The sequence below is a fragment of the Psychrobacter sp. NPDC078929 genome (genome assembly GCF_050267985.1).
In the GTDB taxonomy this organism is placed as follows: Bacteria; Pseudomonadota; Gammaproteobacteria; order Pseudomonadales; family Moraxellaceae; genus Psychrobacter.
On record NZ_JBNNFX010000002.1, the window covers coordinates 106,946 to 127,688 of the forward strand.

Annotated in this window: 16 protein-coding genes; 2 read left to right on the forward strand and 14 right to left on the reverse strand. The window is 43.3% G+C overall.

Translation table 11 applies throughout. From position 1 onward, the window contains the following. Nucleotides 1-415 precede the first annotated feature (415 nt). Nucleotides 416-1,546 (reverse strand): endonuclease/exonuclease/phosphatase family protein, encoded by a 1,131-nt coding sequence (locus ACQKCG_RS01660; RefSeq protein WP_102094413.1) that lies wholly within the window; start codon nucleotides 1,544-1,546, stop codon nucleotides 416-418. Between the two features lie 412 nt (nucleotides 1,547-1,958). Between ACQKCG_RS01660 and asd the strand changes: the two genes are divergently transcribed. Beyond that, complete coding sequence (gene asd, locus ACQKCG_RS01665; protein WP_427584965.1) at nucleotides 1,959-3,092, forward strand: aspartate-semialdehyde dehydrogenase; 1,134 nt, start codon at nucleotides 1,959-1,961, stop codon at nucleotides 3,090-3,092. A 109-nt stretch (nucleotides 3,093-3,201) separates the two neighbouring features. Here asd and ACQKCG_RS01670 read toward each other — a convergent pair whose 3' ends face one another. After that, on the reverse strand, nucleotides 3,202-3,852 hold the full coding sequence (locus ACQKCG_RS01670) for an SOUL family heme-binding protein (RefSeq protein WP_427584967.1): 651 nt from the start codon (nucleotides 3,850-3,852) through the stop codon (nucleotides 3,202-3,204). Between the two features lie 361 nt (nucleotides 3,853-4,213). Here ACQKCG_RS01670 and tgt point away from each other — a divergent pair, with 361 nt between their 5' ends. Beyond that, entirely contained in the window at nucleotides 4,214-5,365 is a 1,152-nt protein-coding gene (gene tgt / locus ACQKCG_RS01675) for a tRNA guanosine(34) transglycosylase Tgt (protein ID WP_427584968.1), read from the forward strand. A gap of 140 nt (nucleotides 5,366-5,505) precedes the next feature. Here the strand turns inward: tgt and ACQKCG_RS01680 are convergent, their stop codons facing one another. The 12 genes from ACQKCG_RS01680 to rimO all read right to left on the reverse strand — a co-directional run bounded on the left by ACQKCG_RS01680 (nucleotide 5,506) and on the right by rimO (nucleotide 20,681). Next, a complete protein-coding gene (locus tag ACQKCG_RS01680; protein ID WP_102094408.1) occupies nucleotides 5,506-6,858 on the reverse strand; it encodes a sodium-dependent transporter in 1,353 nt (450 codons plus the stop codon). A 299-nt stretch (nucleotides 6,859-7,157) separates the two neighbouring features. After that, a complete protein-coding gene (gene lpxA, locus ACQKCG_RS01685) occupies nucleotides 7,158-7,937 on the reverse strand; it encodes an acyl-ACP--UDP-N-acetylglucosamine O-acyltransferase (protein ID WP_057759135.1) in 780 nt (259 codons plus the stop codon). 173 nt (nucleotides 7,938-8,110) lie between these two features. Next, nucleotides 8,111-8,647, reverse strand: coding sequence for a 3-hydroxyacyl-ACP dehydratase FabZ (gene fabZ / locus ACQKCG_RS01690; protein WP_102094407.1), 537 nt, complete (start codon nucleotides 8,645-8,647; stop codon nucleotides 8,111-8,113). Between the two features lie 52 nt (nucleotides 8,648-8,699). Next, nucleotides 8,700-9,716: a UDP-3-O-(3-hydroxymyristoyl)glucosamine N-acyltransferase gene (lpxD, locus tag ACQKCG_RS01695; protein ID WP_102094406.1), complete on the reverse strand. Its 1,017-nt coding sequence runs from the start codon at nucleotides 9,714-9,716 to the stop codon at nucleotides 8,700-8,702. 146 nt (nucleotides 9,717-9,862) lie between these two features. Beyond that, nucleotides 9,863-12,262 carry an outer membrane protein assembly factor BamA gene (gene bamA / locus ACQKCG_RS01700; RefSeq protein WP_102094405.1) on the reverse strand — a complete coding sequence of 800 codons (2,400 nt, stop codon included), beginning with the start codon at nucleotides 12,260-12,262 and terminating at the stop codon, nucleotides 9,863-9,865. 262 nt (nucleotides 12,263-12,524) lie between these two features. Beyond that, nucleotides 12,525-13,901, reverse strand: coding sequence for an RIP metalloprotease RseP (gene rseP, locus ACQKCG_RS01705; protein WP_102094404.1), 1,377 nt, complete (start codon nucleotides 13,899-13,901; stop codon nucleotides 12,525-12,527). Nucleotides 13,902-13,997: 96 nt separating this feature from the next. Then, a complete protein-coding gene (ispC, locus tag ACQKCG_RS01710; RefSeq protein WP_102094403.1) occupies nucleotides 13,998-15,206 on the reverse strand; it encodes a 1-deoxy-D-xylulose-5-phosphate reductoisomerase in 1,209 nt (402 codons plus the stop codon). 176 nt (nucleotides 15,207-15,382) lie between these two features. Beyond that, on the reverse strand, nucleotides 15,383-16,192 hold the full coding sequence (locus tag ACQKCG_RS01715; protein ID WP_102094402.1) for a phosphatidate cytidylyltransferase: 810 nt from the start codon (nucleotides 16,190-16,192) through the stop codon (nucleotides 15,383-15,385). Nucleotides 16,193-16,381: 189 nt separating this feature from the next. Next, nucleotides 16,382-17,140 (reverse strand): polyprenyl diphosphate synthase, encoded by a 759-nt coding sequence (gene uppS, locus ACQKCG_RS01720; protein ID WP_102094401.1) that lies wholly within the window; start codon nucleotides 17,138-17,140, stop codon nucleotides 16,382-16,384. A gap of 389 nt (nucleotides 17,141-17,529) precedes the next feature. Continuing rightward, nucleotides 17,530-18,084, reverse strand: a complete 555-nt coding sequence (frr, locus tag ACQKCG_RS01725) for a ribosome recycling factor (RefSeq protein ID WP_057759123.1) — start codon at nucleotides 18,082-18,084, stop codon at nucleotides 17,530-17,532. A gap of 112 nt (nucleotides 18,085-18,196) precedes the next feature. Further along, on the reverse strand, nucleotides 18,197-18,922 hold the full coding sequence (gene pyrH / locus ACQKCG_RS01730; protein WP_057759121.1) for a UMP kinase: 726 nt from the start codon (nucleotides 18,920-18,922) through the stop codon (nucleotides 18,197-18,199). A gap of 172 nt (nucleotides 18,923-19,094) precedes the next feature. Further along, nucleotides 19,095-20,681, reverse strand: a complete 1,587-nt coding sequence (rimO, locus tag ACQKCG_RS01735) for a 30S ribosomal protein S12 methylthiotransferase RimO (protein ID WP_102094400.1) — start codon at nucleotides 20,679-20,681, stop codon at nucleotides 19,095-19,097. Between the last annotated feature and the right edge of the window lie 62 nt (nucleotides 20,682-20,743).

Consider the following 20,743-nt stretch of genomic DNA (forward strand, 5'->3'; position numbering starts at 1 on the left):
GAAGGGTATATGCTATTGCATATACCCTTCTTTATTTTGCGCAGTTAGATATTTAACTGGAAGCTTTAAAAAAATATCGGAGTTAAGCATTTTAAACTTTATTAAACCAAAATCCACACAAAGAAAAACCCCGAACCTAGGGCGATTGGTTCAGGGTTTCAATACTTCGTGTTATTGTTATTATCTCTCTTCCGTGCTGACTCATCCTAAGTCATTTAACAGTATTATATAAGACAGCGGGCTGACCTGTACTTTTATTGGTACTGTCTCAACACTACATCCATGCGTATCCTTGTGTTGATGGATGTATTATAGGCCAATGGATTTGGTGCCGATAGAAGCTAAAGACTCTATTTTGCGTAAGCATATGCTTACATCATTTCTATGCATTACCGTTAATAAACAGCCTCTTTTATTAACCAAAACTGCGCTGCTCTTGTCTGTGCTCTTCTGACACTTTTTCGCCTTCTTTCTTGCCTTCTTCGATTTTGTTATCAGTTTCTTGGATATCTTCTGCTTGTGCCGTAGGCGCATTGCCTTCTTGATTGCTTGCCTCTTCTGGCTCATATTGCAAGGTAGTCATCACAGGAAAGTGATCAGATCCTACGGATGGCATACGCTGAATATCAACTACCGTAAAGCAGGCACTATGAAAGATATGGTCCAAAGCCCAACGCAGAAATGGATATTTAACATGAAAGGTATTAATGAAATGTCGACCAATACGAGGATCTAACAGACCAGAAATACGTTGAAAGCGACGCGTGGTTTTTGACCATGCGACATCATTAAGATCACCTGCCAGTATCGCCGTTTGGTCGTTTTCTTTTATGTGTTTACCTACCATGAGCAGCTCAGCATCACGCGTGGTGGACTTATCAGCTTCAGTTGGACTAGGCGGCATGGGATGCAAGCAATATAACCAAATGACGCGGCCTCCTTGCAAACGCAATTGAGTATGGATAGACGGTATATCATCTATCATCAAGTACTTAACTTCAGGATCAATTAGCTCAAGCTTAGAATACAAGTGCATACCATATAAATTATCTAGTGGCACTTTCACGGTATAGGGATAGTCAGACTCGACTTGTTGTAAGACTTGCTCCCATTTTTTATCACTCTCTAATGTAATTAAGATATCAGGCTGCTTTTGCTTAACCAAATCGACCAGCTTTTGCGTTTCATCATTGGGCGTCAATACGTTTGATACCATGATTTTTATTTGATGCGCTTGCCCTTCTGGCTTATCTTTTGCCTTTTGAACTTCTTTTTTCCACAATTTAGTATATGGCAGTACCATTCTCAGCTGAAATGCTAACGTACCGCTCAGTACAACAAATAATATCCACTGCCCTAATTCCCACTCTGAGAAAAACATTATCATGCCGACCCAAGCGATAATACCAAGCACCATGATTTGAATACGTGGAAACTCAACACCGCGCACCCACCAGTTATCTAGCGGCAACCAGCCCCAGATTGTGACAAAGGCGATGAATCCTGCTAGACCTTGTAAGGCGTAATACAATAGTGAGAGATCCATAAGTAGGTACTAACCGTTGATTAAAGTGTCGATAGAGCTGATGATGTATATTGGTTAAGCTTTAACTCACCTGACGTCAAATAACTAACGTCGAGTAATTGTGTTTGAGACTTACTTTAGCATTTCAGAAGATTCTCGCCTACTGGTGAGTCTCAATTATGCGACAACTATCATAAAACGTTACAATGTTGGCTCATTCAATGTAATGCGTGATTTATTAACATTATATTTTTGAGGTCGTCAGATAGCCAAGTACCTCTTCAATAGTAATAACTTAAAGTTATAGCCGACATAGTTAATAGTGTATGGAAAACGACCAAATAATAGCCAAAACGCCTTGCTTTTTCGCGCCATTCACGGCATTGTTATCGGTTGACGATGCAACAAATAATTGTAAATAGGATTGAACTTCATGAGTGATTTAACAGTAGGTTTGGTAGGCTGGCGCGGTATGGTAGGGTCAGTATTGATACAACGTATGCACGAAGAAAATGACTTCAACGGTATCACGCCGGTGTTTTTTTCTACCAGTAATGCTGGTGGTGATGCACCAAAATTCGACGGTATTGAAACCGGCCAACTAAAAGACGCTCATGATATTGAAGCACTTGCTGCTTGTGATGTCGTTATTACTTGCCAAGGTGGTGACTATACGTCAAAAGTCCATCAACCACTACGTGATAGTGGTTGGAACGGCTATTGGGTTGATGCGGCAAGTACGCTGCGAATGAAAGATGACAGCATCATCATTCTTGATCCAGTCAACCGTAACGTTATTGATAGTGCCCTAGCCAACGGTAAAAAGGACTTTATCGGCGGTAACTGTACCGTATCATTGATGCTGATGGCTATCGGTGAGCTGTTTAATAAAGGCTGGGTCGAATGGGTCAGCGCGATGACATATCAAGCTGCTAGTGGCTCTGGCGCAAACAACATGCGCGAGCTCATCAACGGTATGGGTGTGTTACGTGATGCCGTCCAAGACGAATTGGCTGACCCTGCTAGTGCTATTCTTGAGATTGATAAAAAAATCGCTCAGACTCAGCGCTCAGCAGACTTTCCTACACAATACTTCGGTGTACCATTGGCTGGTAGCTTGATTCCTTACATCGATGCGCAGCTAGAAAACAAACAGTCAAAAGAGGAATGGAAAGGCGGCGTTGAGACTAATAAGATCTTGGGTAATGATGAAGCTAGCACGATTCCTATCGATGGTATGTGTGTACGTGTCGGGGCAATGCGTTGCCATGCGCAAGGTCTAACCATCAAGCTCAAAAAAGATATCCCTCTAGAGGAGATTGAAGCCGCCCTAAAAAATAGCGGCAACGAGTGGTTAGACTTGGTCGAAGACGACAAAGAAGCCACTATGAATCGCTTAACGCCAGTCGCAGTGACTGGTACATTAACAGTTGCATTAGGCCGCTTACGTAAGCTTAAAATGGGTCCTGAGTATTTAGGTGCCTTTACCGTTGGTGATCAGCTACTGTGGGGCGCAGCAGAACCATTGCGCCGTATGCTGAATATCATTCGTGAGCAAAACAACTAAATCGAATAACCAAAATATCAGATAAAAAAGACAGCAAGTGCTGTCTTTTTTGTGCGGTTAATAACCTAAATGGCTAAGAACAATGACTATATACCCTAGTATCCTTGTATTACTTTTGCTCATACGCAATCATTACCTCGTTACGACGTAAAAATGGCAATGCCCATGGCTCATCGTAACGTGCCAATTCTGGCTCACCTGTAGGCGTTAAATGTTTGCTTTGCATCCAATTTCGCAGTTCTTGTGTCTTTTTATCTACTTTATCACTTCCAGTAAATCCTGAGAATTTGATAATGTCATAATTTTGAGCTCGTACTTCGACGATTTCGACTTCTGGGTTATTTGGTTTTGGTGACGTCTCCATCGTATATTTACTGGGCATCGTGAATTGTACGCACCTCTTTCCATCATCTTGCTGCATACTGACTGGTGCTGTCATGGCAATTTTTTGTGACTCATTATCACTTTTTTTGTTATCAGCTTGCATCGTGACAGGTGCCGTCATACTGATTTTACTACTGTCTCCATATGGTGCTGTGTTATTACCAAAAATATAGTCCGCTAAAACCTTAAACCCTTCACGACTTGCTGAGTCTTGGTCACCACTCACCCACGTTTGCGCCACTAGTTGCTCATCATAGCGACGCAGCTCAAAGTGATCTGCTTGGGTCAACACCGTATATTTCGGCTCTTCGGTAGCCATAGCCCCTCCTGATATCAATAATGAACCACTCAATAATAAATAAGCTGTCTTTTTCATATTATGTCTCCAGCATCTAAAAGCATGATATGGTAATGATTATCACCTCACCTGTATAACTTCTACTGTATCAATAGACCTCTAGCACTGTCTGTGTCTTTTGGCGTGCTGTCTGTATTTTTTAGTTATGGTAAAGCGGTATTGACCAAAGTGTATATTGCGCGTATATCGATGACACCTAATATTTATAGTTAGAGAACGCTAAAACGGATACAAGGCCGCCGATTGAAAATCGTACAAGTAGTATATTTAGGGAAAGTAATGCCATAGTAGTTCAGTGATTCTCTGACTATATGTCCAAAAAAACCGCTAACAATGCTATAATTAGCGCCATTTTCATAGCTTAAATAGCGGTTATCATATGCAATTTGTCTTACATAAAACGGCCAGCGGTGCAACGCGTGCACGCCGTGGTACGGTTCATCTCAATCATGGCGACGTGCAAACGCCTGCTTTTATGCCTGTTGGTACTTACGGTACCGTCAAAGGTATGCTGCCACGTGATATCGAAGCCATTGGCGCTGATATTATCTTGGGCAATACCTTCCATCTCTGGTTACGTCCGGGTACTGAAGTCATTGATAAATTCGGTGGCTTACATAAGTTTATGCATTGGGACAAGCCTATCTTGACCGATTCGGGCGGTTTCCAAGTATTCAGCCTCGGCGCAATGCGTAAAATTACCGAAGAAGGCGTAAATTTTAAATCTCCTATCGATGGCGCAAAGGTATTTCTCTCACCAGAAAAATCTATGCAGATTCAGTACAGCTTGAACTCAGACATCGTCATGCAGTTCGATGAGTGTACGCCGTATCCAGCCACTCATGATGAAGCGAAAAAGTCGTTAGAGTTATCATTACGTTGGGGACAACGCTGTATCGATGAGCACAACAGACTGGGCAGTACCAATGCTTTATTCGGTATTGTACAAGGCAGTATGTATCCTGATTTGCGTCAGCAATCACTTGAAGGCCTGTTAGAGATTGGCTTCGATGGTTATGCTATTGGCGGTCTATCAGTTGGCGAGCCTAAAGAAGAGATGATAGACGTCCTAGACTACCTGCCTGATGATATGCCAGCAGATAAGCCGCGCTATCTTATGGGTGTTGGTAAGCCTGAGGATTTAGTTGAAGGCGTACGCCGCGGTGTGGATATGTTCGACTGTGTGATGCCAACGCGTAACGCGCGTAACGGCCATTACTTTGTGACGGGCGATGCAGACAATGCTGGCGTGGTACGTATTCGTAATAGCCAATATCGCAATGATGAATGTTCATTAGATCCTGAGTGCGACTGCTATACTTGCCAAAACTTTAGCCGTGCTTATCTGTACCATCTTAATAAGTGCAAAGAGATGTTAGGTGCTCAGTTAGCCACTATTCATAATTTACGCTATTACCAACGTTTGATGCAGGGTATTAGAGATGCTATCGAGCAAGATAAATTTGATGAGTTTGTCAGTGAGTTTTATGCCAAACGCGGTCAAACGGTTCCTGAGTTAAACTTGCGCTAATCCTGTTTAACATTCACGACTGTGTAACGAATCTGTTGAAATAAAAAAGGGCTTAAGAATAATCTTAAGCCCTTTTTCTGTGCTGCTTTTATTATTTAATGATTATCAACTAATGATTAATATAGTGTCAATCTTGACTACTATCCCATCAATGACGTCACAAATACTACAATAACAGCGATTGGTGCGATGAATTTCGCAACGATTTGCCAAAGCTGCCATGTACCATTAGATAAACCAAGCTCTTGCTGAATGTTACGTTGATCCATTTTCCAACCAACAAATACGATTGCAGCCAGACCTGTTAGAGGCAATAGGAACTTACTAGTAAGCTTATCTAATGCATCAAAGATACCATTACCCATGATAGTGAAGTCAGACCATAGGTTGAACGATAGCAATGCTGCAATACCTAACAACCAGATTACTGTACTTGCCACGATAGTAGATACAGTACGACTCATCGATGTACGCTCTTCTAACAACTCAACGGTTGGCTCAAGCAACGAGATAGATGAGGTGATAGCGGCAAAGGTAATAAGCAAGAAGAACAATGCACCAATAATGGTACCCGCACCCATGCTACCGAAAGCAATTGGCAAGCTCACAAAGATAAGACCAGGACCTGATGCAGGATCTAGACCATTGCTAAAGATGATTGGGAATATGGCAAGACCAGCAGCCAACGCAATAACCGTATCTAAAATAACAACGGTACGTGCTGTTTTTAGCAAGTTTACTTCACGGCCCAAATACGAACCATAAGCAACCATGATACCCATACCAATTGATAGTGTGAAGAATGCATGACCTAATGCTGCAAGCATAACATCAGCCGTTAGTTTGCTAAGATCTGGTGTAAATAGGTAAGCAACTGCTTCACCAAATCCACCGTTCATCACGTTATAACCGACGATAACGAACAGAATTACACCCAATAATGGCATTAAAATCTTAGCTGTTTTTTCGATACCACTTGTCACACCAATACCAACGATGACAGCGGTTAAAATCATAAATACCGTATGCCAGATCGTCAATGTACCAGCTGATGCAAGCATAGCATCAAAGGTTGCAGCAACAGAATCACTGTCTTGACCAGCAAAGCTACCTGTTGCAACTTTAGTAATATAGTTAAGCGCCCAACCACCGATCACACTATAGAACGATAGAATTAAGAAACCACCTAAGATACCAGTAGCACCAACGATGCCCCAACTACGCGACTTACCTTCAGTCGCTGCTACGTCTGAAAAAGTATTGACTGGGTTTTTTTGACCACGTCGACCAATTAACCATTCAGCAACTAATATCGGAAAACCGACCAGCGCGATACAGAACAAATAGGCAATAACGAAAGCTGAACCACCGCTTTCGCCAACCATGTATGGAAATTTCCATATGTTTCCTAAACCAACTGCTGAGCCTACTGCTGCCAATACGAAGCCAAAGCTTGAGCTCCATTGGGCATGTTCTTGTTTATTGATAGCCATTTTTTCCGTCCTCGTGCTTCAATTAACGTTACTGATAATCTTCCTTGATCAACATAAATAGTCGGCTTTACCGTTGGACTATTTAGTAAACGCTTCGATGTGAAACGCCCAGCAACATTAAGAAAGAATTGATTACAATATCGTAAACGCTCAGTTTCTGCTAAGCGACCAAAAAAGTCAAGTGCTCATAAATATAAAAAGCCATAACAAATAGTTATGGCTTTCATCTAATTCGCCTTCATTCCATAAGAATTTAGCTGATTAAAAGTATCAAACTCATCATTAATCGAGTTGTTTTTTTAGCGCACAACACCGCGGCTGCTATTTTGTAATGAATCAATAAGTAGCTGAATTTTTGGCTCTTTAGCCAATAGCTCACTATGTAAGACTTCCAACGCTTGCGCAGTGGTCAAACCTGATCTGAAAATCGTACGGTACGCTTGACGTAATACATTAATCGTTTCTTTTGACCAACCTTTACGGCGCATACCTTCGATATTGAGTCCATGGGCCTTTGCCGGATTGCCAGACACCATCGTAAATGCAGCCACATCTTTTAAAATAAGGCTTGCTCCGCCAATCAAGCTATAGTCATCTACTGTACAAAACTGATGTATGCCTGAGTTACCACCAATAATGGTATGATCGCCGATAGTCACATGCCCCGCTACACCGACATTGTTAGCCAGTACGTTATGATCGCCAATGACACAATCATGTGCGACATGGGTGTTTACCATCAGTAGATTATGACTGCCGATTTTAGTCAGCTCGCCGTCTTGCGCTGTACCACGGTGTAAACTACAGGCTTCACGAATCGTATTGTGATCGCCGATTTCAAGCCAAGTACGCTCACCTGCATATTTCAAATCTTGAGGATCTTCACCGATACTCGCAAACTGATAAAACTCATTGTGTTGACCAATACGAGTCAGTTTAGTCACAACGACATGTCTATGCAAAACCGTATGCGCACCAATTGATACTTCATCACCAACGATACAATAGGGTCCGATGATAGCAGTCTCGTCAATCTGCGCGGACGGTGAGATGAGTGCTGTAGGATGAATCTGACTCATAAGATGGGCCCTTGTATCATTTGATGCGAGTAAATAATAAAAAAGTATCGCTATTTCAGTGTTACTAACGAAGCTAATACCAGTTATGTTGTTGAGTTTACATATAGCTGTTTATTGGAGTGATAGTGAGCGATTTCAATATCGCTCTTTGTACAGTATGGCTTATTGAAAACTTAAGCACCCTTCGTGTTAGCAGGTTTTTGCTGCTCTTGACGTGCAATCATGATTTGAGCACTAGCAGCCAGTTCATCTTCGACATGAACAGTACAATCAAATTTATAGATACCGTGTCTTTGCATCACGGTCTTTGCACGAATGATAAGCTGATCACCAGGAATCACACGGCGTTTAAAACGGACTTTATCCACACCTGCAAACAGATAGAGGTAACCGTCTTCTGCCGTTAGCCCTGCACTAATAAAACCAAGCATACCTGACACCTGTGCCATTGACTCCACCATCAATACCCCTGGCATAATCGGCTCATCAGGAAAGTGACCGTTAAAAAACTCTTCATTAATAGTCACGTTTTTGATACCAGTAATACACTCGCCTGGCGTACAAGCTACAATACGATCTACCAGCATAAAAGGATAACGATGCGGTAAGTAATGCTTAATCGTATTATACGTCAATGGTAGCGTAAGACCTTGCTCAGCTAAGCTTTTAACGTCTTCATCAGTTGGGACATCTATATTGTTATTGCTCATAATGACGCTTCCTTGCTGTGTTTTGAATATCTATTATTCGTTTGTGTTTGCATTAGTTATTGCCTAGCTGACGAAAACGTACAGCAGCACGTCGCCAATTAGCAGTTGGCATTGCAGCCGTACCAGATGAATATGAGCCAGCGGTTTTAATGGATTTGGTTACCATGGTCATGCCAGATAAAACAACATCGTCTGTAATCTCGATATGCCCTGTGATACCGACAGCGCCGCCTATTATACAGCGCTTACCTATCGTAGTACTACCCGCAATACCGGTTTGAGCAGCAATAGCAGTGCCGTCACCGATACGGACGTTATGGGCAACTTGTACCAAATTATCAATAATCACGTGATTACCAATAACAGTATCATCAATAGCGCCACGATCGATACACGTCTGGCTACCAACTCGCACATGATCACCAATAATGACACGGCCTAACTGGGCAATGCGCTCCCAACCTGTGTTACTAGGATCTTTAGTAGGAGCGAACCCGAACCCTTCAGATCCGATACTGACCCCTGCATGCAATCTTACGTGATTGCCAATAACACACTCAGGCCCAACAACGACTTGCGACTTAATGACACAATCGGTACCGATACTAGTATTGGCCTCAACCACGACATGAGCATCGAGTGAGCTACGCGCTCCTATTTGCACATTGTCACTAATCACACAAAAAGGGCCGATATTGACTTGCTCGCCAATAACAGCACTGTCTGCAATCACAGCACTAGGATGAATCCCATTAGATAAAGAATGACGTGCAAACAGCTGACTGGCACTGGCATAAGCCAAATATGGATTTGAGACGACTAGCGCTATCGCTGAGGTAGGCACTTGGTCACGATATGCTTCCGTTACCAACACCGCGCCTGCGTCACTGCTAGCCAAGCTAGAGATATAGTGAGGATCTGCCAAAAAGCTTAACTGCTGCTGACTGGCTGTCGTCAAACTACCGACGCTACTGAATGGTTGACACAATTGCTCAGTATCAATCTCGGCCTTATTAATAATAGGCTGACGCTGCTCAATTCGAGTAATGAGTTGCTCAATCGTTATCATAATGACTATTAATAAAATATGGTTATAAATGAAACGGTCGCCAAAATAACAATGCGTTTTGACGACCTACTAAGCTCTAATGATATTTCCGTCTATTTGAGACAATCTCTAAAACTGCTCAAATAGATGAGAATGATGTCATTAATTTAGAATGTATTACCAATTTGGAACTGGACTTTTTCGGTCTTGTCGTCTTCTTTGTCGCCAATAGGTACCGCATAACTGATCGAAATAGGTCCGATAGGCGTATACCAAGTGATACCAGCACCCGCACTGTAGCGGAAGTCATTATCTTGGGTCAGTAATGGAACATCTGAATCATTAAAAGTACGATCTTCTTTATCAGACGTGTCAAAGACCTGACCACCTTCAGCAAACAATACTGGGCGTACTTGATCTGCCCAATCACCTTTAAACGGCATTGGTAAAATTAGTTCAGCACCAAACGTTGCTAGTGCATTACCACCAACCTCTTCTGCGGTAAAGGTTTGGTTGTCTGGATCATTGACCGCATCATAATAGACTTGTGATTTAGGTCCCAGAGTAGATGATTTATAACCACGAACCGAACCATAACCACCAGCATAGAAGTTTTCATAGAATGGCAAATCATTACCATAGCCAAGCTTGGTATAACCACGTGCGATCACATCTTTATAAATAGGGTAATATATATTGCCGCTATAAGTTAGCTTTTGGTAGTTGGCATCGCCAAGACCGATGGTTGCATCAACCGCATGGCTCATCCCTTTGGTAGGAAATACTGGACGGTCTAAAGTGCTGTAGTCCCAACCAAACAATAGATTGTAAGTCTGATAGTCATTCTTGAAAGTGGCAACACCATCAGTATCAACTTCAGGCGTTTTCGTACCGCCCTCGTCTAGAATTTCTTGAACATTAGATATACCCAGATAACGACCACCACGAACCTTTGTGTTGTCCACATTCAGACCCGCACTCAGACGTTTGGTTTCATCAATAGGATAACTATAATTCAGCGTCGCACCATATGAATCGGTCACATAGTTACTAACGTTGTCGTCATCATATTTGGTTTTGCGATAATAACCGCTGATGCCTTGAGAGACACCGTTTTCTGTAAAGTACGGATCGGTATAACCTAGGCTATAAGAGTCGCGTGTTTCTGAACGAGAAAGCGCAGCCTTTACACGGTTACCGGTACCCATGAAGTTATTTTGAGTCAGATCCAATTGGAAAGTTACCCCGCCACTTTGAGAGTAACCAGCGGCAATCGTTGAGCTACCTGAGGGTTGTTCTTCAACGGTATAGTTCACATCGACTTGGTCTGGCTGATTGGGCACCGATTTAACATCAACGTTAACGGTTTTAAAAAAACCGGTGCGCAATAAACGCGTGCGCGATAGCTGGATTTTTTCGTTAGAGGCCAGCGAACCTTCTAACTGACGCATCTCTCGGCGCAGTACTTCGTCTTGGGTTTTTATATTGCCGTTAAAGTTGATACGGCGTACATAGATAGGTCTTACCGGATCGATATAATAGTCAACATCGACGATTTTGGTGTCGTCATTAATACGCGGTACTGGGCGAATTTGTGCTAGATAATAGCCTTCATTGCCATAACGGTTTTTGAGCGCAGCAGTTGTTGCATCAAGCTTAGCTTGCGAGTACTGCTCATCAGCATTAAAGGTCACAAGCTCGCTTAGATCATTGACATCGAATTTGGGATCGCCCAAAAAGCTAATATCCCCAAACTGGTATTGGTCGCCTTCGGTTAAGCTGATTTCAATAAAGACGCTTTTTTTATCTTCACTAATATTGAGTATGGCGTTGTCAACGTTAAAGCGCACATAACCATCGTTCTGGTACAGCGCTTTTAGGTTCTCTAAACTTGCGCCTAGTTTTTCTTTGGCGTAGCGATCTGACTTAGATAATAGACGCGTCCATGAAGATTCTTTTACCGCGAAAACGTCTTTAATCTCTTCATCACTAAAGTGCTTGTTACCAATGATATTGATATCGACAACTTTAGCAGGCTTGCCTTCTACAAAGCGCACGTCAAGTTTCACGCGGTTACCATCTAATAATGTCTGATCGACTTCGATATTGCTATTGTAATAACCTTGACTAATATATTGCTGTTGTAGCTCGTTGGCAACACCTTGCAAGGTCGCTTGCTTTAGCACATCACCCACAGACAAACCAGCGTTACCAAGCCCTTGCTCAAGCCCTTCTTTTGGGATAAGTTTATTGCCTTCAAAGTTGACTTCAGCGATGATAGGACGCTCGACGACATCAAAGCGCAGCTTGCCACCTTCGACACGACTTTGAATATCAGCGAAGTTTTCAGTTGCATATAGCGCCTTAATACTGGCAGCTAAGCTACTATCATTCACCGTATCGCCTACCGTAACAGGTAAGACCGGATAGAGGCTATCAGGGGTTAGGCGTTGTAAGCCATTAAAACCGATGTCAGTTACTACAAATTCTGCAGCCTGTACTGGCATACTCATCATCGCTACAACTAACGGCAACCCAGCCGCGCTCATAATTAAAGGCGTACGCATAAACACTATCCGTCAATAAAAAAATTGCTTAAGTTAAGTTAAAAGGCACGTATTGTCTAACCCGTGCGCATAAGGTTATAAACCCATGCAAGGGTAACTCAGAACACTTTATATAAATTGCATCACAAAATAAACTAAAAATTACGATTAGTACAGAGGCTGCGACACAGAGTAGCATGCCTATCATAACAATAATCAGCCTATAATAGGCGTAAAACCATTAGTATATCGTGCTTTATCAGCCATATTGCTCATCAGCTGACTAAAAGAGCCGGCTGATGTCATTACCAATTGCTAACACCATGAAACCTGCTAGCAAGAGTAAACCGATATTTAGACCGACCATTTGCACACCTTCAGACAGTGGCTTACCGCGAATCAGCTCAATAAAATGATAGACAATATGACCACCATCTAATACTGGAATCGGCAAAAGGTTTAAGACGGCAAGACTTAAGCTAATAAGCGCCGCTGTCGATAATACCATCTGCCAACTGATATCAAAGCTTTGTTTGGCGACTTTGGCAATGGTAATTGGCCCTGATAGATTGTCTAAACCAATCATACCTGACAGCATTTTTCCCATTGAGCTTACGGTCATTACTGCTAGCTGCTCAGTCTTTTCAAACGACTTAACTAACGACTCACTAGGACCGTAGACCACAGTGGTCTTGTAATCGTCAGGGATAATAATCTCAGTCTGATCCACCATTGCACCAATCTGTCCGTAATCATTACCCAAGTTGTCTTTTTTACCTTGGGGCATAATCTGCAACTGTACAGGCTTGTCATCACGCAACACTGTAAAGTTCAACAGCGTTTCAGGATTATCACGAATGATACGCGTCGCAGTAATCCAATCTTCGATTGACTCATTATTAATAGCAGTAATGCGGTCACCAACCTTTAGACCTTGGCGGCTAGCGGCACCATCGGGAGCCAAACCGCCTACAATCGGCGCAATCTGCGGCTGCCATGGCAACATACCAAAGCTAGTCAATGCGTCTTTGCCTTGAGCCTCACCTTGCATAAACTGTGTGACGGGGGCTTGATATGTTTTAGTCGACTGATTGGTTTGGGCGTCTGACAGCAAGGTAATGCTGACATTATCCGTCTCACCCATACGTCCTGCAAGACGATAGTTAATATTTTCCCATGTCTGCACATCGTGGCCATCAATCGCAACAATCTTATCACCGACTGGTAACTGTGCCATTGCAGCAGGCGTATCTGGTAGTACCTGTCCAATCTTAGTCGCCAACTGCTCAGATGGGGTCATAAATAGTACCCAAAATAGCGCGATAGCGATGACAAAATTCATGATAGGGCCAGCTGCAACGATAGCAATTTTCTTGAGCGGATGCTGCCGATTAAATGCAAGATGCTGCTCATCTTTTGCGACATTACCTTCACGCTCATCCAGCATTTTTACATAACCGCCGAGTGGCAATGCTGAGATACGATAATCGATACCGCTCTTTTTGCTGGTCCAACCAAAAACTTTAGGGCCAAAACCGATAGAGTACGTTAGTACTTTGACACCGCAAAGCCGCGCCACAATATAATGTCCCCACTCGTGTAAGGCAATAAGCGGGCCTAAAACAAATATGGCGGCAAGAAGTGTTAGTAAAAACGTCATGATTTTTTCTCAGTATTGTCTCTCAGCATTTTCATCAACATCTTCGCTAATATCGTTTATCAATGTCACGTATCAGCTAAGAGACGCTTGCTACGATTATGTCAGCTTTGCTACCAACTTATCAGTCAAGTGGCGTGCAATCTTATCGATTGCCAATATATCTTCTATGTCAGCGGTTTCGTTCAATGGTGGCAGCTGTATGTCATTTAAGGCTTGTTCGTTAATATCAGCAATATCAGTCAAACGTATTTTGCCATCGAGGAACGCTGCTACTGCAATTTCGTTTGCCGCATTGAGCACAATTGTGGCTTGCGTCCCTGCTTGCATAGCTTGGCGAGCCAAACGCAAACAGGCAAATTTTTGTAGATCTGGCTCAATAAACTCCAAACCACTAAGTGCAAATAAGTCTAACGGCTGCGAGCCACTATCAATTCGATCAGGATAGCTCAGCGCGTGCGCAATGGGGGTTTTCATGTCTGGACTGCCCAGCTGCGCTAAAAAGCTGCCATCGCTATATTCTACCATTGAGTGAATGATACTTTGTGGATGAATGACCACATTTATCTTATCTTCAGGCAAATCAAATAAGTGACAGGCTTCTATCAGCTCAAGCCCCTTGTTCATCATCGTCGCCGAATCGACAGATATCTTTTGACCCATTGACCAGTTAGGGTGTTTGACCGCTTCTGCGACGCTTGCCTGCTGCATCTGCTCAAACGACTGCTGCAAAAATGGCCCACCAGAGGCTGTTAACCACAGTTTACGGACACCATGATTTGGCTGATGAATTTGCGTATTGTCTTGCTGAATAGCAAGTGGCAAGCATTGAAAAATAGCATTGTGTTCAGAGTCCAGCGGCAGCAAAGTAGCGTTGTACGTCTTGACCGCATCAATCATGACCTTACCTGCCATGACTAAGGCTTCTTTATTGGCCAATAAGATACGTTTGCCTGCACGTGCTGCTGCCAATGTAGACGGCAACCCTGCCGCCCCTACAATCGCTGCTACCACCGTATCAGTCTGTGAGTCAGTGGCAATATCTACCAATCCTGCCTCGCCCCCTACGACCTCACTAGCAATTCCTGCTGTTTTAAGCCTGTGAGCAAAATCATCTACGGCTGACGTCGGCACACTGACTCGCTTCGGCAGAAATTGCTGACAAAGTGCAAATAGTTTATCTAAGCGATGATAGCCTGATAAAGCATAGACTTCATAAGTGTGCGGTTGCGCCGCCAATATTGCTAAGGTGCTATCGCCAATCGAGCCTGTCGCGCCTAGTACGGCGATGCGTTGCGTCATAACCATCAATGCCCATGATACTTAAAAATAATAAAAATAGAATATCGTCTGTTAACTATATTGTCATGCTAGTAGCCACGCTTGCCATACTAATGTATTACTCGCGCTCGGCTGACTTATATCAATATTACTGAGAATAAACGACAGAGTAGGTTTAAATAGAACAGTGCTGCTATAAAACCTTATACCACTATCAAACCAAGCTGCTGTATCGCCCAAAAACCAAGGGCAAATATCGGTGTTGCAGACAGAAGCGAATCAATACGATCAAGGATACCACCGTGACCTGGCAAGATAGTGCCTGAATCTTTTACATCAGCACGGCGCTTGAGCATCGACTCAAACAAGTCTCCAAGTACAGAGGCAAGAATAGTGATGGCCGATAACGCTACAAATGCGATCAACGGTACACCCGTCAGCTGTAATTTAAAGACGCTGATAGCTATCACAACTAACAGCCCTGTGAGGAGGCCACCAGCCAACCCTTCCATGCTCTTATTGGGCGAAACATTGGGTGCCATTTTTCGGCGACCAAGCTTGCGTCCAACGAAATACGCACCGCTATCTGCACACCATACTAATAAGAACACATACAGCAGCCACCATGCCGACAGTTGCCAGAGATAGAACATTGCCGTAATAGATGCCGTCAAAATAACCGCGCCCATCATTGCCAATTGGTTGCCGTACCATCTTGTTTGTGTTGGGAAGACTCGAACCCAAGACAGCGCCATTAGCCATATAACGAGTGACGCCACCCACCAAAACAGCCAAGTCACCTTGAACATCAGTGAGAATATAGTGAGCGCTAAAATCAATAGAACAAATACCGCAGGTTGGCGCCACTTAGGCATCAATTTAGCCCACTCATGAGCGGCGATAATGACCCCAATGGCCAACAGTGGTGCAAATAAAATAGGTGTTTGGCTCGCAAACATTGCAATACCAACGATAATAACGAGAACAATTGCCGTTTTAATTCGTTGCCACATACTTATCGAGCCTTATAATAATGAAGAACAGATGTTCAAAAAATGCATTATAGCAGCTAACTAACGATGGCCTAGTGATAGCATTCAATACTAATTCAAGCCATTTATCATTGCATAAACCAACCCTATTGACCAGTTATACAATACTAACTGAACTGAACCGACTGAACTTACCTATCAACTCATTGCTCAGTGCCCTTGCTGCTCTATTACTACCTGCTCGCTGGTTTTGCCAAAGCGGCGTTGACGTTTTGCAAACTCTGCGATCATCAAAGCCAGCTCTTCTGCTGTAAAATTTGGCCATAATGTGGGAGTAAAAAATAGCTCAGCATAAGCAGATTGCCACAATAAGAAATTAGAAATACGATACTCGCCGCCCGTACGCACTAGCATATCTACTGCTGGCGTATCGGCTAACTGTACGTAATTACCTAACAACTCTTCGCTGACATCTTCAGCTTTTAATTCGCCAGCTTGAACTTGTTGAGCCAGCTGTTTTGCTGCATTTGCAATATCCCACTGCCCACCGTAACTAATCGCAATCACTAGCGTCATTGCGTCAAACTTCGCCGTTTTTTCTTCTGCATCAGCCATTAGCGTTTGTAATGACTCACTAAGTTGACTACGGTCACCGATGAAACGCAAGCGAATACGATACTCATTCATGCGCGGCATTTGCTCATGAATCGTCGATGTAAGCAGCTGCATCAACAGTGCCACTTCACTAGGTGGTCTCTGCCAATTTTCGCTAGAAAACGCAAATACGGTCAGCACTTCAATGCCTGTATTGACACAATACTCAACGATAGGATCGAGCGCGTCTTTGCCAGCCACATGCCCTTGACCGTGGCGCAAATCATTGGCCTTACCATAGCGATTATTACCATCCATAATGATGGCGATATGACGAGGAAGAATAGCGGGCGCCAAAACGGCTGAAATGGACATAGGCGAACTTGCTTATTGTTGAGGTAAAATAATAATAACGTGTGCAACAGCGATTAAAAAGCGCCATTTATATAATTCACTAACTTATCACAATTACATTGTTAGTTTTTAGTGCTCAGAATACGATGGATCCAGTTCAATCAACCACATCTTTGGCTTGCCTTAGATATGGCTTTATATAGTTAATTCAGTTTAAAAAAGAGACAGCACAACCGAGTGCAGATGTAACTGTGATACTTCAAGCGAAGTTAACGCTGTTACTCTTTTAGAAAGGATTGACTATATCAGTCTACACAATAATAAACAGCCAATAGCTATAAAGTATTGGCTGCTCAATTACAGATAATCTTACGAACTCATTCTTGCTCTCAACACCAAATATATCAGTATTAAACTTCCATCAGATCGCTTTCTTTCTTACTCAAGCGAGCATCGATTGTTTCGATATATTTGTCAGTGATTTTTTGAATATCATCACTAGCGCGGCGCTCATCATCTTCTGAGATTTCTTTTTCCTTTGCCAAGTCTTTGATGTCATTCATCATGTCACGGCGAATGTTACGGATAGAAACTCGGCTGCTCTCAGCTTCACCACGTGCAAGTTTTTGCATATCGCGACGAGTATCTTCTGTTAATGCTGGCATCGGCACACGAATTACATCGGCAGACATTGGGTTTAGACCCAAATCTGCTTCACGAATGGCCTTATCTACTGCTTGTACCATCGTACGGTCAAATGGTTGAACCAGCAAGGTACGTGAGTCTTCAACGTTGACGCTTGCTACTTGGTTCAATGGTGTATCAGAACCGTAGTAGCTGACCATCACACCTGACAACATACCTGGATGCGCACGGCCAGTACGAACTTTACTGAAAGTGCTTTCAAGCGCTTCCAACGTTTTTTGCATGCGTGCTTCGCCGTCTTGCTTAATCTCTTTAATCATTGTGTATCCTTATTTATCGTTACCGACAAATTTTTTATTTGCTATTGGGATATTAATTATTTGTTGCTAATCATTAGCTATTTACTGACGTTAGTTGCCAGTATCGCATCAATTAATGAAAAACTCGTGTGCCTTCATTCTCACCCATGATGACATTCAATAATGCATTGGGTTTAGTCATATCAAACACTTGCAGCGGTACGTTATGCTCACGGCACAGTGCAATAGCCGTTAAATCCATGACGCCTAGCTTTTGCTCTAGTACTTCGTCAAAAGTCAGACCGTCATACTTGACTGCATCGTCATGTAGGCTCGGGTCTTTGTCATAAACGCCATCGACCTTAGTCGCTTTTAAAATCAAACCAGCTTCGATTTCGATACCGCGCAAACATGCAGCGGTGTCAGTGGTAAAGAATGGGTTACCCGTGCCTGCCACAAAGATACAAACTTCGCCGTTTTTGAGATAACGAATGGCATTACGACTGCTATAGCTTTCGGTGACTTCACCAATCGGTAACGCTGACATCAAGCGCGTTTTGATATTGCGACGCTCAAGCGCATCACGCATTGCCAGTCCGTTCATAACGGTCGCTAGCATGCCCATCTGATCACCAGTCACACGGCCAACGAGACCTTCTTTTTGTAACTGTGCACCGCGATATAAATTACCACCACCGACTACGATACCCACTTGGACACCAAGTCCACGCAAGTGAGCGATAGACAAGCTCATTTTATCAAGCACTTCGGTATCAATACCCATGTCTTTACTACCAGCTAAGGCTTCACCGGAGAGTTTCAGCAAGATACGAGCGTAACGCGGGTTTTTGTCAGACATGAGGTCACCTTGTTATCATGAAATTATAAAGAAAATTATCGGTAAAATACAAATCGAGTTTGCCCACAACGCCACACTTACAGCTAAGCGTATTAAAAAGGCTAAATTGCGCTAATTGTAGCAAAAACTGCCCGCCATTGGGCAATTTTCACTCGCATATCTTATTGGATATCTAGCCTTGATAACTGGCGAATAGATCGTATTCGCTAGCATCATCGATAGTCACGGTTAAGAACTGCCCTATTTTAACTTGAGCGTTGATGTCATCAACATAGACATGACCATCAATTTCAGGTGCATCAGCATAACTACGGCAGATAGCAATATTTTCATCGCTATCAATTTCATCGACCAATACCGTTAAGGTTTTGCCGACTTTTTCTTGTAGCTTTTGCGCTGAAATATCTTGCTGTAGCGCCATTAAACGCTCATAGCGAGACTGCTTGACGTCTTCAGGAACATGATCAGGCAAGTCATTAGCAACTGCGCCTTCTACTTCTGAATAAGTAAATGCGCCCACGCGATCGAGGCGTGCTTCAACCAGCCAATCAAGCAAGCACTGAAAATCTTCTTCTGTCTCGCCAGGGAAGCCAACCACAAAGGTTGAACGAATCACGATATCAGGACAGATATCACGCCACGCTTTGATACGGGCCAAGGTGTTTTCGCTATGCGCAGGACGTTTCATCGCTTTTAGGATACGATGACTGGCATGCTGGAACGGAATGTCCAGATAAGGAAGCAGTTTCTTCTCACCCATCAACTCAACGACTTTGTCTACGTGTGGATACGGATAGACATAATGCAGGCGTACCCAAATGCCCAAATCGTTCAATGCTTGGCATAAGTCATAAAACTTAGACTTGAGCGGCATGCCATTCCAAAAACTGGTCTTATACTTTAGGTCAAGGCCATATGCCGAAGTATCTTGCGAGATGATAAGTAATTCTTTCACGCCAGCTTTTTTGAGTGCCAGTGCTTCGTTCATCACATTATCAATCGGGCGCGATACCAAATCACCGCGCAAGCTTGGAATAATGCAGAACGTACAACGGTGATTACAGCCTTCTGATATTTTTAGATAAGCATAATGGCTTGGGGTCAGTTTGATACCCGCTTCATTAATCAAATCTATTTTTGGATCATAGTTAGCGTCCTGACTACGATTTGGCTTAGGCACATGCTGCGCCACTGCCGTAATTACTTCGTCATAGGCATGCGCGCCCGTCACTGCTAGTACGGCCGGATGCATCTCACGGATTTTGTCTGCTTCTTTACCTAAGCAACCAGTAACAATCACTTTACCGTTTTTGCTAATGGCCTCGCCGATCGCATCAAGGGACTCTTGTACCGCTGATTCAATAAAGCCGCAAGTGTTTACCACGACTAAGTCAGCACCGTCATAATCACTGGCTACTTGATAGCCGTCACGGCTTAGCTCAGTGATAATACGCTCACTATCCACCAATGCTTTTGGACAACCTAGTGACACAAAACCAATCTTTGGCGCTGCACTAACTGGCATCGTAGCAGTGGCGTTGGCAGTCGTAACATCGCTGCTTTGGGCTACACTACGGTTTTGGTTGTGGTTGGCTTTGTGATGGTAAGGCTGTTTAGTATCTGTTTGACTGGCATCTGCCTGACTCTGCGCTTGTACTATGGTAGGCGCGGCAGGATTGAAGATAGTGGCAGTGTCTTTTACGGCAGATAGAGGAGCTGTTGCTGTCGTATTCACTGACTCGGTAGAAGTTTTGGACATGGCTGACCTTGCTAGAGATAAATTGGCTGAGCGCATTGTACGTTTTTTTTGCAAAAATCACC

Coding starts and splice junctions, on each gene's coding strand:
- ACQKCG_RS01715 (WP_102094402.1), bottom strand. CDS start 16,192: ATGTGGCAACGAATTAAAACGGCAATTGTTCTCGTTATTATCGTTGGT.
- fabZ (WP_102094407.1), bottom strand. CDS start 8,647: ATGAGCAATAACAATATAGATGTCCCAACTGATGAAGACGTTAAAAGC.
- rseP (WP_102094404.1), bottom strand. CDS start 13,901: ATGACGTTTTTACTAACACTTCTTGCCGCCATATTTGTTTTAGGCCCG.
- ACQKCG_RS01680 (WP_102094408.1), bottom strand. CDS start 6,858: ATGGCTATCAATAAACAAGAACATGCCCAATGGAGCTCAAGCTTTGGC.
- ispC (WP_102094403.1), bottom strand. CDS start 15,206: ATGGTTATGACGCAACGCATCGCCGTACTAGGCGCGACAGGCTCGATT.
- ACQKCG_RS01660 (WP_102094413.1), bottom strand. CDS start 1,546: ATGGATCTCTCACTATTGTATTACGCCTTACAAGGTCTAGCAGGATTC.
- uppS (WP_102094401.1), bottom strand. CDS start 17,140: ATGTCCATTTCAGCCGTTTTGGCGCCCGCTATTCTTCCTCGTCATATC.
- tgt (WP_427584968.1), top strand. CDS start 4,214: ATGCAATTTGTCTTACATAAAACGGCCAGCGGTGCAACGCGTGCACGC.
- asd (WP_427584965.1), top strand. CDS start 1,959: ATGAGTGATTTAACAGTAGGTTTGGTAGGCTGGCGCGGTATGGTAGGG.
- frr (WP_057759123.1), bottom strand. CDS start 18,084: ATGATTAAAGAGATTAAGCAAGACGGCGAAGCACGCATGCAAAAAACG.
- pyrH (WP_057759121.1), bottom strand. CDS start 18,922: ATGTCTGACAAAAACCCGCGTTACGCTCGTATCTTGCTGAAACTCTCC.
- ACQKCG_RS01670 (WP_427584967.1), bottom strand. CDS start 3,852: ATGAAAAAGACAGCTTATTTATTATTGAGTGGTTCATTATTGATATCA.
- rimO (WP_102094400.1), bottom strand. CDS start 20,681: ATGTCCAAAACTTCTACCGAGTCAGTGAATACGACAGCAACAGCTCCT.
- lpxA (WP_057759135.1), bottom strand. CDS start 7,937: ATGAGTCAGATTCATCCTACAGCACTCATCTCACCGTCCGCGCAGATT.
- bamA (WP_102094405.1), bottom strand. CDS start 12,262: ATGCGTACGCCTTTAATTATGAGCGCGGCTGGGTTGCCGTTAGTTGTA.
- lpxD (WP_102094406.1), bottom strand. CDS start 9,716: ATGATAACGATTGAGCAACTCATTACTCGAATTGAGCAGCGTCAGCCT.